The sequence below is a fragment of the Amycolatopsis viridis genome (genome assembly GCF_011758765.1).
Taxonomy (GTDB): domain Bacteria; phylum Actinomycetota; class Actinomycetes; order Mycobacteriales; family Pseudonocardiaceae; genus Amycolatopsis_E; species Amycolatopsis_E viridis.
In genome coordinates, this window is record NZ_JAANOU010000001.1 from 686,357 (window position 1) to 700,608 (window position 14,252).

The window sequence follows — 14,252 nt, forward strand, 5'->3', positions numbered from 1 at the left end:
AACTAGCCGATCGAGCGAAGTGCCCCCAGGGACTTTCCCTGGGGGCACTCGCACGTCCGGGACCGGCGAGGCCGCGCCGCGATCTGGAACAGTGGTACCCGTGCGGGTGGCACTGCTCGGCCCGGTGCGGGCCCAGTCGGACGACGGCACGCCGATCGACATCGGCGGTGCCCGGCTGCGCATGCTCCTCGCCCGGCTGGCGCTGGATCCCGGCCGCGCGGTCGGTACCGCCGCGCTCATCGACGGCCTGTGGGGCGCCGACCCGCCCGCGGACGCCGGCAACGCCCTGCAGTCCCTGGTCTCGCGGCTGCGCCGGGCGCTGGGCGGCGCGGGCACGGTCCACTCCTCGTCCGGCGGCTACCTGCTGGACGCCGAGGTCGACGCCCACCGTTTCGAGGAGCTCGCCGGGCGCGGGCGCCGTGACCTGGCGGCCGGCCGGCCCGCCGAGGCTGCCGCGGTTCTCGCCGAAGCCCTGGCGTTGTGGCGCGGGGAAGCGCTGGCCGACGTGCGCGACGCCCCGTTCGCGCAGGCGCCGGTCACCCGGCTGGACGAGCTGCGCATCGCGGCCCTGGAGGACCGGTTCCAGGCCGAGCTGGCCCTCGGCCGCCACGCCGAGGTGCTCGCCGACCTGGAGGCGGCCGCGGACGCGCATCCGATGCGGGAACGGCTCGCCGCGCTGCGCATGCGGGCGCTGGCCGCGAGCGGGCGCCAGGCCGACGCGCTGGCCGTCTTCGACCGGATCCGCGCCACGCTCGCCGAGGAGCTGGGCGTCGACCCGTCCGCCGAGCTCAGCGAGACGCACCTGAAGGTCCTGCGCGGCGAGGTGACACCACCACGCGCCGAGTCCACCCTGCCGGTCCGGTTGACCAGCTTCGTCGGCCGCGAGCGCGAGCTCGACCGGGTGGCGTGGACGTTGTCGTCGGCGCGGCTCGTCACCCTCGTCGGCCCCGGCGGCGCGGGCAAGACCCGCCTGGCGACCGAAGCGGCGGAGCGCGATGCGGCGCACGGCCCCGGGCGGGTGTGGTTCGTCGCGCTCGCGGGTGTGCGGGACGCCGGGGACGTGCCGGCCGCGATCCTCGGTGCGCTGGGGCCGCTGGACTTCCGGGTGACCAGCGCGCCGCGCGTGCCGGTGGACGCGATGGCCCAGATCGTGGCGCGGCTGGACGGCGGTGACGCGTTGCTGGTGCTGGACAACTGCGAGCACGTCGTGGAGGCGGTGGCGGAGGTGGCGTTCCAGCTGCTCGCCCGCGTGCCCGGGTTGCGCATCCTCGCCACCAGCCGGGAACCGCTCGCGATCACCGGCGAGGCGTTGTGCCAGGTCGGCCCGCTGGAGGTCGCCGAGGCGGTGCGGTTGTTCACCGATCGGGCCGTCGCGGTGCGACCGGACTTCACCCTGACGGGGGCCACAGGGTCCACGGGGTCCACAGGGTCCACTGGGTCCACTGGGTCCACTGGGTCCACATCGGAGGCCGTCGCGGAGATCTGCGAGCGCCTGGACGGATTGCCGCTCGCGCTGGAGCTGGCCGCCGCGCGGCTGCGGTCGATGACCGCGGAGCAGATCGCGCGCCACCTGGACGACCGCTTCCGGCTGCTGAACACCGGCAGCCGCACGGCGATGCCGCGTCAGCGGACGCTGCGGGCGGTGGTCGAATGGAGCTGGGACCTGCTGGAGAAGCCGGAACGGCTCCTGGCCCGGCGGTTGTCGGTGTTCGCCGGTGGCGCCACGGTCGCCTCGGCCGAGGCCGTGTGCGCCGACGAGCTGCTGCCGGCCGAGGACGTGCTGTACGTGCTCGGATCACTGGTCGAGAAGTCCATCGTGGACGCCGTCGCGACGGGTGGTGAGCCGCGGTACCGGATGCTGGAGACCCTGCGCGCGTACGGCGCCGAGCGGCTCGACGTGGCCGGGGAACGGTCGGCGGCGACGCGGCGCTTCGCCGGGTACTTCCTCGCGCTGGCGGAGGAGAACGAGCCGAAACTCCGCGCGCACGAGCAGGTCCGCGCCCTCGAAACGTTCGGCGCCGAGTACGACAACATCATGTCCGCGCTGCGCCGCGCCCTAGACGAACGGGACGCGGAGACCGCGGCGCGGCTGATCCTCGCCACCCAGTGGTACTGGGTGATCCGCGGTTTCAACGCCGAGCCGGCACCCCTGCTGGCGGAGGTGCTGCGGCTGCCGGGCCTGCCCGCGGACGCGCGCGCCTGCATCACGATCATGCACGCGCTGATGACGAGCATGCCCGCCATCCGGCGCGACGACCTGCCCGAGCTGGTCGAGGAGTGCGTGCGCAGCGGTGCGGTGCAGCGGTACCCGATGCTGGCGCTGGCCCTGCCGATGAGCTGTTTCCTCGGCGGCCACCGCGAGCTGGCCGAACGCGAACTGGCCAGGGCGCAGCGCAGCGGTGACCCGTGGACGATCGCGTGCGCGAGCTGGGTCGAGGGGTTCCTGGCGGACCAGCAGGGCGATCGCGAGCGAGGTGCCCGCGCCCGCGACCGGGGACTGGCCGGGTTCCGCGAATGCGGTGACCGGTGGGGAACCGCGATGACCGTGGCGATGCAGGCGGAGGCGCATTCGCTGCGCGGTGACCACGCAGCGGCGATCGCCGGGTTCGAAGAAGGGCTGCGGATCGTCCGCGAGCTGTCCTCGGCCGACGACACCGTGCAGCAGCTGACCCGGCTCGCGGAGGAGCGGGCGCGGGCCGGGGACGTCGAGGCGGCGTGGCGGGATCTCGCCGAGGCCGAGCGGCTGGCGGGTGACAAGGTGGACCGGCAGGCGATGATCGCCTTCCGGAAGCTCGAGGTGGCCCGCCGCTGCGGGAAGCTCGACGTGGCGCGCGCGGCCCACGCCTGGCTGGCGGCCAACGTGCACCGGGTCCCGTTCCCGGGGGAGATGGCGGCGGAACTGCTCGGCGTCTCCGAGGCGTCGCTGTTGGCGACCGAGGGCCGCACCGCCGAGGCGTGGCGGTTGCTGCCGGCGCCGTTGCGCTCGTCGAGCCGGCGCTGGGACCTGCCGGACGTGGCGCGGGCAGCCACCGTCGTCGCCCGGCTGTGCCACGCCGACCGCGATTTCGAGTGTGCCGCCTGGGTGCTCGGGTTGACCGCGGCGATCCGCGGCGCGTTCGACGACGGGGACCCGGAGCTGCGCGCGGTGGTGGCCGAGCTTCGCGCGGAGCTCGGCGGGACCGGCTACGAGTCGGCCTACCGGCGCGGCGCGGAGCTCCCCAGCGACCGCGCGGTCGAGGCGGTCGAGGACGCGGTGGCCGACCGGCTGCGCTGACGGGCCTCCGCCGACCCCCAGCAACCGGCGGAGACCCGTCGCGGGCGGTCAGGCCGCCCGGTTCCGGTAGGCACGCATCGCGAGCGGGAAGAACACCGCCACGATCCCCGCCAGCCAGGCCAGCGCGCCCAGCAGCGGCCCGGCGACCGGGCCGCCGCCCAGCAGCCCGCGCATCGTCTCGGTGAGCAGGCTGACCGGACTGACCTCGGACCACGCCCGCAGCCAGCCGGGCATGGTGCCGGACGGGACGAACACGTTGCTGCCAAAGGTGATCGGCATCATCACCGCCACCATCACGCCCTGCACGGCTCCCGGGCTGCGCAGGAGCATCCCGGCGAAGACCGCGATCCAGCAGAAGCACAACCCGGCGAGCAGCATCAACGCGACGGCGACCAGCAGCGCTCCTGGACCGGCGTGCAGCCGGTAGCCCATGATCGTGCCGGTGACCAGCAGCACCGCGAGCGCCACCGCGTAGCGCACCACGTCCGACAGCACCGCTCCGACGAGCGGCGCCGACCGCGCGATCGGCATGCTGCGGAACCGGTCGAACACGCCCTTCGCGACGTCGGTGTTGAGCGAGGTGCCGGTGGCCATGCTGGCGAACACCGTGTTCTGCACCATCAGACCGGGCACCAGGGCCTGGAGGTAGGCGCTCGTGCTGCCGGCGATCGCACCGCCGAACAGGTATCCGAACATCAGCAGGAACAGGATCGGCTGGAGGGTCACGTCCAGCAGCTGCTCGGGGTTCTTGCGGATCTTCAGCACCCCGCGCCAGGCGAGCGTGAACCCGTCCTGCAGGGCGGTGCCCGGGCTGATCCGCCGGGGCGGATCGGCAACGGCGGTGGTCACACCAGGCTCCTTTCGGGTGCGGTCTCCTCGGCCGGTTTTCCGGTCAGCGCCAGGAAGACCTCGTCCAGGCTGGGCAGGCGCAGTGCCAGTTCGTCGGCGGTGATGCCGGCCTCGTCCAGTTTGCGGACCACTGTGGACAACAGGACCGGATCGCCCACGGGCGCGGTGAGCAGCCCGACGTCGTGGTCGCGGGCGGGTTCGGCCCCGGTCAGCTCGGTCAGGATCCGCGCCACCGCCTCGAAGTCACCTCGGGCACTCGGCCGGACCTGCATGGTCTGCCCGCCGACGCGGCGTTTGAGCTCGTCCGGGCGGCCCTCCGCGACGACCCGGCCGTGGTCGATCACCGTGATCGTGTCGGCGAGCTGATCGGCCTCGTCGAGGTACTGCGTCGTCAGCAGCACCGTCGCGCCGTCGTCGACGAGCCGCCGCACGACCTGCCACACCTCGTTGCGCGCGTGCGGGTCCAGGCCGGTGGTGGGCTCGTCCAGGTAGAGCAGCTTCGGGCGCCCGACCAGGCTGGCCGCGAGGTCCAGCCGCCGCCGCATGCCACCCGAGTACGTCTTCGCGGCGCGCCCGGCGGCGTCGCTCAGCTCGAACTGCTCCAGCAGCTCGGCCGCGCGAGCCTTCGCGCCGGCCCGGCTCAGCCCGAGCAGGCGGCCCAGCAGCACCAGGTTCTCCGTCCCGGACAGGTCCTCGTCCACCGAGGCGTACTGGCCGGTCAGCCCGATCAGGCCGCGCACCCGCACCGCGTCGCGCACCACGTCGTAGCCGCCGACGGTCGCGTGCCCGGCGTCCGGCCGCGCCAGGGTGGCCAGGATCCGCACCATCGTGGTCTTGCCGGCGCCGTTCGGGCCGAGCACGCCGACCACCTTGCCGGTGGGCACCTCCAGGTCGACCCCGTTCAGGGCGGTGGTGGAACCGAACCGTTTCACCAGGCCGTCCGCCTGGATCGCCAAGGTCATGAAATCCTCCTCCTGTGTCGGAACCGACTGTGCCGGGGGAACCTGACAGCGCACGCACAGATGACTGTCAGCCGCGGCCGGGGCGTGTCAGGAAAACTGGGCGGGTGGTGTTCTTCGCCGTGCTGGCCGCGCTGTTCGCGGTCTTCGCGGTGATGCGCCTGGCCGGTGTCGACGGCGGGCGGCTCACCGCGTCGCTGATCGCGCTCACGCCGTACTGGGTCGTGTGCGGCCTGGTCCTCGCGGTTGTCACCCTCGCGCTCCGGCACTGGTGGATCGGCGGGATCGTGCTGGTGCTCGCGCTCGTGGTGGGCGGCGTGGTGGTGCCCCGGGCGGCCGCCTCGGCCCAGCCGCCGGCGCACGGGCGGGCACTACGTGTGATGTCGTCGAACATGTACTACGGCGAGGCCGACCCGGCCACGATCGTGCGGCTGGTGCGGGAGAACCAGGTCGACGTGCTCAACCTGCTGGAACTGACGCCGTCGGCGGTGGGCGCCCTGCGGGCCGCCGGGCTGTCCGACCTGCTGCCGTACCAGGTGCTGCGGCCGGCCGCGCGCGCCTCGGGAACGGGCGTGCTGTCGCGGTACCCGCTCACCGAGTTGTCCCTGCCCGGGCCGTCGGTCTTCGCGCAGCCCAGTGCGCGGCTGGACCTCGGTGGCGGGTCGTCGGTGGAGGTCGTCGCGGTGCACCCGACGGCGCCGGTGGCGGACGCGGGGGCGTGGAAGTCGGAGATCGCGGGTCTGCCGCATCCCGACCCGCACTGCCCGGTGCGCGTGCTGGCCGGCGACTTCAACGCCACGCTCGACCACGCCACGTTGCGGAACCTGATCGCGACCGGCTACGCGGACGCCGGCGACGCGACGGGGGAGGGCTTCACGGCGACCTGGCCGTCGAAGCTGCTGCCGCCCCCGGTCGCGATCGATCACGTCCTGGTCGACGCCCGCGCCGCGGTGACGTCCTACCGCGTGTTCCCGGTGCCGGGCTCCGACCACCGGGCCGTGGTCGCTTCGATCACGCTCCCGTGAGCTGCGCGTGCCGCACGAACCGCGCCACGTCCCGGGAGGTCGCCGTGGCCGCCCACACGACGTGCAGCTCGCTGGGTGACAGCCCGGTCACCCGTGCCACGGCGACGCCGGTGAGCGGCAGCTCCGGCAGCATCGTGGCGGGCACGAAACCGACCGCCTGACCGAGCCGCACCGCCCCCGCGTACTCCGCGCCGTTGCGCACCCACGGGCCCGGCCGCCACTCGTACTCCACGAGGTCGGTGCCCGTCCAGTACGCCGTCTCCGCCGCGGAGGAGTCCCGCCATCGCGGGAACGCCTCGCCCGCCAGCTCGGCCCGGTCGATCTTGTCCAGACCGGCCAGCGGGTGTGCTGCCGGCAGCAGCGCGACCCGCTCGTCGACGCGGACCGGGTCGCTGTCCAGGCCGCGGGCGTCGAACGGGACGCGCAGCAGGCCCACGTCGGCCGCGCCCGTGCGCAGCTCGTCCGCCTGCACCGGCCAGTCGGCCACCGCCGCCACCGCCGCCGGTTCATGCTGCTCGTTGTAGGAGTCGACGAGCCGCTGGAGCGTGTCCACGTCGCAGGCGCGCGCCGTCACCCGGAGCCGGGGACCGTCCTGGCCGAGCCGGGCCACGCGGGTGATCGCCGCGCGGGCGTGCTCGTCGATCCCACGGCCCTCCTCGGCGAGCAGGTGCCCCGCGGCGGTGAGCTCCGCCCCCTGGCGCCCGCGGGTGAACAACGCCGTGCCGACCTCGTCCTCCAGCACCCGGATCGCGCGGGACAGCGCCGGCTGGGTCATCCCGAGGCGCTGCGCGGCGGCGGTGAAGGTGCCCTCCGCCGCGACGGCGAGGAAGTACCGCAGGTGCTTCAGATCCACTCCGACAGGCTGCCATGCCGGGCGGGCATGGCGGCATGTTCGCGCGGCTTTGGACGGATTCCCGCCAGTCCGCTGAGGTGGAGGTCATGACGCAGAAGGCAATCGTGACGGCAGGAACCCGCGGGCTCGGATTCGCGGTGGCGCGGGAACTGTCCCAGCGCGACTACGAGGTGACGATCATCGGGCGGCACGCGGAACGCGGGAAGGAGGCCGCGGGGGAGATCGGTGCCCGGTTCGTCCAGGCCGACCTCTCGGTGCTGGCCGAGGTGCGGGCGCTCGGCCGGCGGCTGGCCGACGAGGGTCCGTGGCAGCTGCTGGTGAACAACGTGGGCGGGATGTGGTCGGCGCGGTGGGAGACCGCGGACGGTATCGAGGCGAGCTTCGCGGTCAACCACCTGTCACCGCTGCTGCTCACCGAGGCACTGCTCGACGCGCTGCGGGCGGGCGGCCCGAGCCGGATCGTGGACGTCACGTCGTCGTCGATCCAGGCCGCGCTGCTCGTCGGCACGCCGACCTACCGGGAGATCGAGGAGCCCGGCGAGTACTACGGCATGGCGGTGTCCGGGCGCGCCAAGCTCGCGCACCTGGCCTACAACCGGGAACTGGCCGAGCGGTTGCGCGGCAGCGGTGTCGCGGTGCTCGCGGCCGATCCCGGCCCCGCGGCGACCCCGAACGCGGCCGAGATGACACCGGAGATCCTGCCGCCGGCGCTGCGGCCGCAGTGGGAGCAGATCCGCGAGGCGTGCCGGCGGCCGGTCGCCGAAGCGGCGCGCTCGATCGTGTTCGCCGCGACCGAGCCGCTGGAGAGCGGGCTGGTGATCGGCCCGGACTGCACCCCGTCCACGGAGCTGACAGCCGCGCTGACCCGCGAGCTGATCGCGGCGGCCCGTGCGCTCACCGAGCGGGTGCTGGGCTAGGGAACAGAAACCGTGCTTACCGGATCCGGCCGCTCGGGGGGCGTGACGGCCGGATCCGGTATGCCCGGACGACTGGTGGAGGCACGGTGGCGCCCGTGCGACCGCAGTCTTGGAGTGAGAGGGGAGAAGCCGCCCCACGGGACGCGTGGAACCTTCACATTCACCGGATCGAGTGGTGGTGGCCAGTAGCCCTTGATCGCCATGTCCTGGTTGACCACGAAGGCCGCGAGGTGGTCGCCACCGGCCGCGGCGAGCTCACCGAGTAACCGGCGTCGCCGAGCAGCAGCGCTGCTGCTCGTCGGCTACGGCACCCGGTCAGCCACCGAGCAGGGCTGTCAGCGCGGGAAGGGCGGCAGACGGCAGGGACACCCCGCGGCCGTGCCGGACCTCCGCCTCGCGCGGGTTGATGCGGATCAGCGCGCCGGTCGCGGCGGAGGCCAGCTCGGCGTAGCGGCGCACGGTCGGCACCGCGCGGCCGGCGCCCACCTCGACGACGACGGCCCGCCGGTTCGCGCGGCGCCACTCGTCGAGCGCGCGCATCTGCGCGTCGGTGCGTTCGGGCAGCCAGTCGAAGTCGCCGAACATCAGGATGTTCGGCCGGGCCGCCGCGCCGCAGTCCGGGCACGACGGCAGCGGCGGGCGGGCGCGCATGGTCGATTCGTCGATTTCCAGGGACAACTCGCCGGCGGGCCAGATGGCCGGGCCGCACGGGATCGTGCACTGGAGGTGGTGGATGGAGCCGTGCGCCTCGGCGACCAGCCCGAACCCGGCCGCCTGGAACTGGCCGTCCACATTGGACGTGAACACGGCGGCGCCGCCGGGCAGCCGGGATCCGAACCGCAGCAGCAGCCCGAACCCGGCGTGCGGTGCGGTGCGCCGGTACAGGTCGAGCCGGTGACCGTAGAAACCCCAGGCCAGTTCCGGGTCCTCGGCGAAGTGCCGCGGGTCGGCCAGCTCGGCGAAGCTCAGCCCGAGCCGGGCGTAGGGCGGGTAGGCCCGCCAGAACCCCTCGTCGCCGCGGAAGTCCGGCAGCCCCGAGTCGACACCCATGCCGGCGCCCGCGCAGACCAGGAGCGCGGAGGCACCGGCGAGCAGCTCGGCGGCCTCGGCCAGGCCGTCACCGGTCATCAGTCGAGCGGGACGACCTCGAACTCCAGCAGGTTCGCCCCGCTGGCCACCGGACGTGCGCTCTGCCCGGCGTGCGCCTCCTTGGCCGCGCCACCGGCCCACGCCTGGTACGCCTCCTCGGACTCCCACTTCGTGTAGACGAAGTAGCGGTTGTCCCCGGCGACCGGGCGCAGCAGCTCGAAGCCGAGGAAGCCGGGCTGCCCGTCCACCGAGTGGGCGCGGTTGGCGAACCGCTTCTCCAGTTCGGGGCCTGAACCTTCGGGGACCTCGATCGCGTTGATCTTCACGACTGCCATGACCTCAGCCTACCGAGCGGCCCCGGCGCGCCCGCCGCAGTCGCTATGGTGGACCGTAATGGGGATCACAGATGACGAACGCACCCTGGCCCGGGGGCTCGCCGCGGACCTGCGGAGGATCGTTCAGGCGGCCGCTCTCGTCGTCGACGAGGACAGCCCGGCGGAGGAGCTGATCGGCCGGATCGCGGGATACCTCGGTGTCGGGTTCCGCCAGGTCGTGCTGGTCGCGCAGGAGTTCCCGCCGTGGGAACACGCGAACGTCCACCGTGGGGTGGCGGCCTACCTCGCCGAACGCGGCGGCGATCCGGACTGGTTCGGCATCACCGGGGCGAACCGGACGAACGAGGAACTGACCGGGATGCTGACGGCGGCGCGGCGGCACGGCGCGTACGAACTCGGCGCGGTCGACATGGCGACCGTCGCGGTCGGACCGGAGGAGGCCGTCGAGGTCATCCAGTTCGGCCTGGTCGCGACCACCGCCCCGGACGGCGCGCCGGTGATCGTCGCGCTGCGCGGGCCGAACGTGCAGCACGGGCCGCTGGCGGTGTCGCGCGTCGAGGTCCTGGCCCGCGACCACACCACCGCGGGTGTGGTGCGCGACCGCATCGAGCAGTTCACCCGTGCGCACGACGTGCTGCGCGGGAAGGTCCTGGCGTTCGGCAGCAGCGAGTACCGGGGCAACGAGCTGCTGACGTTCCTGCCGCGGCCGGAGCTGACCGCCGAGCAGGTGGTGCTGCCCCCGGGCGTGCTGCCGACCATCGAGGACCACATCGTCGGCATCGCCGAGCACGCCGACCGGCTGCGGGCCGCTGGTCAGCACCTCAAGCGCGGGCTGCTGCTGCACGGCCCGCCGGGCACCGGCAAGACGCACACCGTGCGGTACCTGATGAGCCGGCTGTCCGGCAGCACGGTGATCATCCTGACCGGCGCGGCGATGCGGTTCATCAGCAAGGCGGCCGAGCTGGCCCGGCGGTTGCAGCCGTCGATCCTGGTGGTCGAGGACGTCGACCTGGTCGCCGAGGACCGCACCACGCCCCACGGTGGCGGCCCCCTGCTGTTCAGCCTGCTCGACGCGATGGACGGGATCGGGGCGGACGCGGACGTCACGTTCGTGTTGACGACCAACCGGCCGGAGGCGCTGGAGGCGGCGTTGCGGGACCGGCCCGGGCGGGTCGATCTCGCGGTGGAGATCCCGCGACCGGACGCCGAGGGGCGGCGGAAGCTGCTGGAGCTGTACGCGCGCGGCGTGGATCTGCGGGCCGACCTGGAGCCGGTGATCGCCGAGACGGAGGGCGTGACGGCGTCGTTCATCAAGGAGCTGCTGCGCCGCGCGGTGCTGCACGAGGTGCGGGCCGGCGCGGACGGCGAGCGGTTGCGGGTGGGCGGGGAAGCGCTGTCGGCCGCGTTGCGGGACATGCAGGATTCGCGGAACTCGCTGACCAGGTCGTTGCTCGGCAGCTGATTGAATGACGCGCGTGAGCGTGGTCGACTTCGGTGGCGACGGCCGCCCGATCGTGGTGATGCACGGGCTGATGGGCCGGGCGCGCACGTGGTGGCGGGTGGCGCAGTGGCTGCGCCGGTACGGGCACGTGGTCGGCTTCGACGCACGCGGGCACGGGCGCGGGCCGCGTGGCGGGCCGTGGACGACGGAACAGTTCGTCGCCGACGCCGCCGCACTCGTGCGCTCGCTGGGGGAGCCGGCGGTGCTGATCGGCCATTCGATGGGCGGCCTGCACGCGTGGTCCCTGGCGGCGACGCACCCCGAGCTGGTGCACGCGGTCGTGGTGGAGGACATGGCGCCGGACCACCGCGGCCGGACGGTCGACACGTGGCGCGGGTACTTCGAGTCGTGGCCGGTGCCGTTCCAGTCGCTGGCGCACGTGCGTGACTTCTTCGGCGACGCGGGCGAGTACTTCACCGAGTGCGTGGAGGAACGCTCCGACGGCTACCACCTGATCGCCGCCCTGGACGACCTGTACGAGATCGCGTCGGAGTGGGGGCGGCGGGACTACTGGCCGCTGGTGGAATCCGTGCGGTGCCCGATGCTCGTCATCGAGGCCGAACACACCTTCATGCCCGCCGGGCAGCAGGCGGAGATGGCCCGGCGGGCACCCGAAGGCCGGCACGTCGTGGCGCCGGGCGCGGGCCACGTCGTGCACGACTCGGCGCCGGAGTTCTACCGGGGCGCGGTCGAGGCGTTCCTGTCGGAACTGCTGGGCCGGTAACCCCGCCCGGCAACGCCGGGACGGCCACCCGGGCCACTCCCGCGGGCGTCGCTACGTGTGTTCGCCGGGCAGGGCGAAGCGGCCGTCGGTGGTTTGTTCCACGAGGCCGTCGACCAGGAGGGAGTCCAGGCAGCGGTCCCGCTGGCCGTTGTCCGACCAGACCACGTCCAGGCTGGACTTGACCACCGGGCCGGGCGTGCCCCGCAGCACGTCGAGCAGCAGGCCGCGCACGTGCCGGTCCGTTCCGGCGTACTTCTGCGTCGCCTTCGGCGGTCCGCTGTAGGCCGGGCGGCCGGCCTTCTGCCAGGCGCAATCGGCGTACACCGGGCAGTCCGCGCACCTCGGCGACCGGGCCGTGCACACCACGGCGCCCAGTTCCATCAGCGCCGCCGAGAACCGCGCCGCCCGGTCCTCCGCGCGCGGGAGCAGCACCTCGACGTCGGCCATGTCCCTCGACGTGGACGGTGGGCCCGCGTCGCCCGCGCCGTGGACCGCGCGTGCCACCACGCGCCGCACGTTCGTGTCCACCACCGGTGCCCGCTTGCCGTACGCGAACGCCGCCACGGCGCGCGCCGTGTACGCGCCGATCCCGGGCAAGGCCAGCAGGGTGTCCACATCGGACGGCACCACGTCGCCGTGTTCCGCGGCGATGGCCGTCGCCGCCGCGTGCAGCCGCAAGGCGCGGCGCGGGTAGCCGAGCTTGCCCCACGCCCGCAGCACCTCGCCCTGGCTCGCCGCCGCCAGCGCGGACGGCACCGGCCACCGCGCCATCCACTCGTGCCAGATCGGTTCGACTCGCGCGACCGGCGTCTGCTGCAGCATGATCTCGCTGACCAGCACACCCCACGCGGTGCACTCCGGACGCCGCCACGGGAGGTCGCGGGCGCACGAGTCGAACCAGTCGATCAGCAGCTCGGGGTCGATGGGCACGCGCCCAGGTTAGTTGCCGGTCACCTCGGTGACCTTGCCGGTGTGCACGTCGTACACGAACCCGCGCACCTTGTCCGTGTGCGGGAGGTACGGGCTCCGCTGCACGCGCCGCACCTGCCGGCGCACGCTGTCCTCGACATCGCCGAACGCCTCGACGGACCAGGTCGGCCGGACGCCGCACTCCGACTCGAGCTCGTCCTTGAAGCCGTCCTCGGTGACCGTCGAGACGCCGCACGCGGTGTGCTGCATGATCAGCACCTCTTCGGTGCCCAGCTTGCGCTGGGACAGCGCGAGCGAGCGGATCACGTCGTCGGTCACCACGCCGCCACCGTTGCGCAGGACGTGCGCCTCGCCCTCGGCGAGCCCGAACACCTCCGGCACGCGGATGCGGGCGTCCATGCAGGTGAGGATCGCGACCTTCAGCGCGGGCCGCGCGTCCGACCGGTCGCCGACGGTCTCGGGGTGCTCCTGGTTGCGCTGGAGCAGGGTGTCGATTGCGGTCACATGTGCCTCCCGGGATCGGTTCGGGAACAATTCCACCGGGTGCCCGCACCCCGCGCAATGAGGAGGATCACGGCCCGAACCAGTGCTGCTCCATGGTGCGCGGTGGCGCGGACGTGGTGCCGATCCGCAGCTGGGTGGTGAGCGTGATGATCCGCGGCTTCACGTGGTCGCCGGAGGACAGCAGCAGCTTCCCCGCTGCCCGGCCCTTCTCCAGCACCGGCTGGTGCACCGTGGTCAGGCCCGCCCGTTCGGCCTCGGCGATGCCGTCGAACCCGGTGACGGTGAGGTCCGCCGGCACCCGCAGACCCCGCCGGTGCGCCTCGGCGAGCGCGCCGAGCGCGAGGATGTCCGAGGTGCAGATCAGGGCGGTGACCTGGGGATGGGTGTCGAGCAGCTGGCGGGCGGCGGCGGCGCCGTCGTCCACGTTGTGTTCGAAACGCTCCATCACCGGCACGGTCGACCAGTCGACACCGACCTTGCCGAACGCCTTCGCCAGTGCCTCCAGCCGGGCGCGCTGCACGTGGAAGTGCGCGCTGCGCTGCCGGTCCAGATAGGCGAAGCCGTCGTTGCGATCCCGCGCGAGCCGCATGCACAGCACGCCGATCTGGCGGTGCCCGAGACCGATGATGTGCTCGGCCAGCTCGGTGACGGCCGTGGTGTCGTCGGGGCCGACGCGGTCGACACCCTCGATGCGCGGCTGGTCGATGATCACGGTCGGCACCGGGCGCGCGAGGACGGCGCCCAGGTGCGGGTCGTCGTCCGGCACCGAGTAGACGACGAACCCGTCGACGCCCGCCCGGTGCACGGCCACCACGTCGTCGCGGCCGGGGCTGGCCGGTACCAGGTGCAGCCCGACCCCGGCGTCCTCGCACGCCAGCGCGAGACCTTCGAGCACGCCGATCGCGGCCGGGTCGCGGAAGGCGTACGACAGGTTCTCGGTGAGCAGCAGGCCGACGGCGCCGGCCTTGCGGGTGCGCAGCGACCGCGCCACCGGGTCCGGGCCGGGGTACCCCAGGCGGCGGGCGGTTTCCAGCACCCGCTTGCGCAGCTCGGGGGACAGCTGGTCCGGGCGGTTGTAGGCGTTGGACACGGTGGTCCGCGACACGCCGAGCTCCGCGGCGAGCGACGCCAACGTCGCCTGTCGCCTCATGCGCATAGGACGCCCCATGAGGGAACCGTAACGGTTCAGAACGAAGTCGTGAAGTCGAACGCCGTCCGTGCGTCGTGCGCCACTGCGCAACGTCACGTTCAGGCGGCTGTAACCGAGGGGGTGAGATCGTCACCCATTGGGG

At 73.4% G+C, this 14,252-nt stretch carries 13 protein-coding genes; 5 read left to right on the plus strand and 8 right to left on the minus strand.

All coding sequences use genetic code 11. The features are described 5' to 3' along the window. The first annotated feature begins 100 nt into the window (after positions 1–100). A complete protein-coding gene (locus FHX46_RS03465; RefSeq protein ID WP_167110565.1) occupies positions 101–3,274 on the plus strand; it encodes a BTAD domain-containing putative transcriptional regulator in 3,174 nt (1,057 codons plus the stop codon). Positions 3,275–3,322: 48 nt separating this feature from the next. Here FHX46_RS03465 and FHX46_RS03470 read toward each other — a convergent pair whose 3' ends face one another. Then, on the minus strand, positions 3,323–4,123 hold the full coding sequence (locus FHX46_RS03470) for an ABC transporter permease (RefSeq protein WP_167110567.1): 801 nt from the start codon (positions 4,121–4,123) through the stop codon (positions 3,323–3,325). Then, entirely contained in the window at positions 4,120–5,085 is a 966-nt protein-coding gene (locus tag FHX46_RS03475; protein ID WP_167110570.1) for an ATP-binding cassette domain-containing protein, read from the minus strand. Before FHX46_RS03475 ends, FHX46_RS03470 begins: the two co-directional genes overlap by 4 nt. A gap of 104 nt (positions 5,086–5,189) precedes the next feature. Between FHX46_RS03475 and FHX46_RS03480 the strand changes: the two genes are divergently transcribed. Continuing rightward, positions 5,190–6,107, plus strand: coding sequence for an endonuclease/exonuclease/phosphatase family protein (locus FHX46_RS03480; protein ID WP_167110572.1), 918 nt, complete (start codon positions 5,190–5,192; stop codon positions 6,105–6,107). On the opposite strand, the gene FHX46_RS03485 is transcribed toward FHX46_RS03480, so the two are convergent. Continuing rightward, on the minus strand, positions 6,094–6,960 hold the full coding sequence (locus tag FHX46_RS03485; protein WP_167110574.1) for a LysR family transcriptional regulator: 867 nt from the start codon (positions 6,958–6,960) through the stop codon (positions 6,094–6,096). The two genes, FHX46_RS03480 and FHX46_RS03485, sit on opposite strands and share 14 nt — an antisense overlap. A gap of 86 nt (positions 6,961–7,046) precedes the next feature. Here FHX46_RS03485 and FHX46_RS03490 point away from each other — a divergent pair, with 86 nt between their 5' ends. Next, complete coding sequence (locus tag FHX46_RS03490; RefSeq protein WP_167110576.1) at positions 7,047–7,877, plus strand: SDR family NAD(P)-dependent oxidoreductase; 831 nt, start codon at positions 7,047–7,049, stop codon at positions 7,875–7,877. 315 nt (positions 7,878–8,192) lie between these two features. Here the strand turns inward: FHX46_RS03490 and FHX46_RS03495 are convergent, their stop codons facing one another. Then, positions 8,193–9,005, minus strand: coding sequence for an SIR2 family NAD-dependent protein deacylase (locus FHX46_RS03495; protein WP_167110578.1), 813 nt, complete (start codon positions 9,003–9,005; stop codon positions 8,193–8,195). Further along, positions 9,005–9,301, minus strand: a complete 297-nt coding sequence (locus FHX46_RS03500) for an antibiotic biosynthesis monooxygenase family protein (RefSeq protein WP_167110580.1) — start codon at positions 9,299–9,301, stop codon at positions 9,005–9,007. The genes FHX46_RS03495 and FHX46_RS03500 overlap by 1 nt, the downstream gene beginning before the upstream one ends. A 58-nt stretch (positions 9,302–9,359) precedes the next feature. Here FHX46_RS03500 and FHX46_RS03505 point away from each other — a divergent pair, with 58 nt between their 5' ends. Beyond that, positions 9,360–10,763 carry an AAA family ATPase gene (locus FHX46_RS03505; protein ID WP_167110582.1) on the plus strand — a complete coding sequence of 468 codons (1,404 nt, stop codon included), beginning with the start codon at positions 9,360–9,362 and terminating at the stop codon, positions 10,761–10,763. A gap of 4 nt (positions 10,764–10,767) precedes the next feature. After that, entirely contained in the window at positions 10,768–11,526 is a 759-nt protein-coding gene (locus FHX46_RS03510; RefSeq protein ID WP_167110584.1) for an alpha/beta fold hydrolase, read from the plus strand. 51 nt (positions 11,527–11,577) lie between these two features. Here the strand turns inward: FHX46_RS03510 and FHX46_RS03515 are convergent, their stop codons facing one another. The 3 genes from FHX46_RS03515 to FHX46_RS03525 form a co-directional block, all read right to left on the minus strand. Then, a complete protein-coding gene (locus FHX46_RS03515; protein ID WP_167110586.1) occupies positions 11,578–12,456 on the minus strand; it encodes an A/G-specific adenine glycosylase in 879 nt (292 codons plus the stop codon). Between the two features lie 9 nt (positions 12,457–12,465). Beyond that, complete coding sequence (locus FHX46_RS03520; protein WP_167103417.1) at positions 12,466–12,960, minus strand: beta-class carbonic anhydrase; 495 nt, start codon at positions 12,958–12,960, stop codon at positions 12,466–12,468. Positions 12,961–13,027: 67 nt separating this feature from the next. Beyond that, complete coding sequence (locus FHX46_RS03525) at positions 13,028–14,128, minus strand: LacI family DNA-binding transcriptional regulator (protein WP_167110588.1); 1,101 nt, start codon at positions 14,126–14,128, stop codon at positions 13,028–13,030. Positions 14,129–14,252 lie beyond the last annotated feature (124 nt).

Coding starts and splice junctions, on each gene's coding strand:
- FHX46_RS03475 (WP_167110570.1), bottom strand. CDS start 5,085: ATGACCTTGGCGATCCAGGCGGACGGCCTGGTGAAACGGTTCGGTTCC.
- FHX46_RS03490 (WP_167110576.1), top strand. CDS start 7,047: ATGACGCAGAAGGCAATCGTGACGGCAGGAACCCGCGGGCTCGGATTC.
- FHX46_RS03495 (WP_167110578.1), bottom strand. CDS start 9,005: ATGACCGGTGACGGCCTGGCCGAGGCCGCCGAGCTGCTCGCCGGTGCC.
- FHX46_RS03500 (WP_167110580.1), bottom strand. CDS start 9,301: ATGGCAGTCGTGAAGATCAACGCGATCGAGGTCCCCGAAGGTTCAGGC.
- FHX46_RS03505 (WP_167110582.1), top strand. CDS start 9,360: ATGGGGATCACAGATGACGAACGCACCCTGGCCCGGGGGCTCGCCGCG.
- FHX46_RS03510 (WP_167110584.1), top strand. CDS start 10,768: ATGACGCGCGTGAGCGTGGTCGACTTCGGTGGCGACGGCCGCCCGATC.
- FHX46_RS03525 (WP_167110588.1), bottom strand. CDS start 14,128: ATGGGGCGTCCTATGCGCATGAGGCGACAGGCGACGTTGGCGTCGCTC.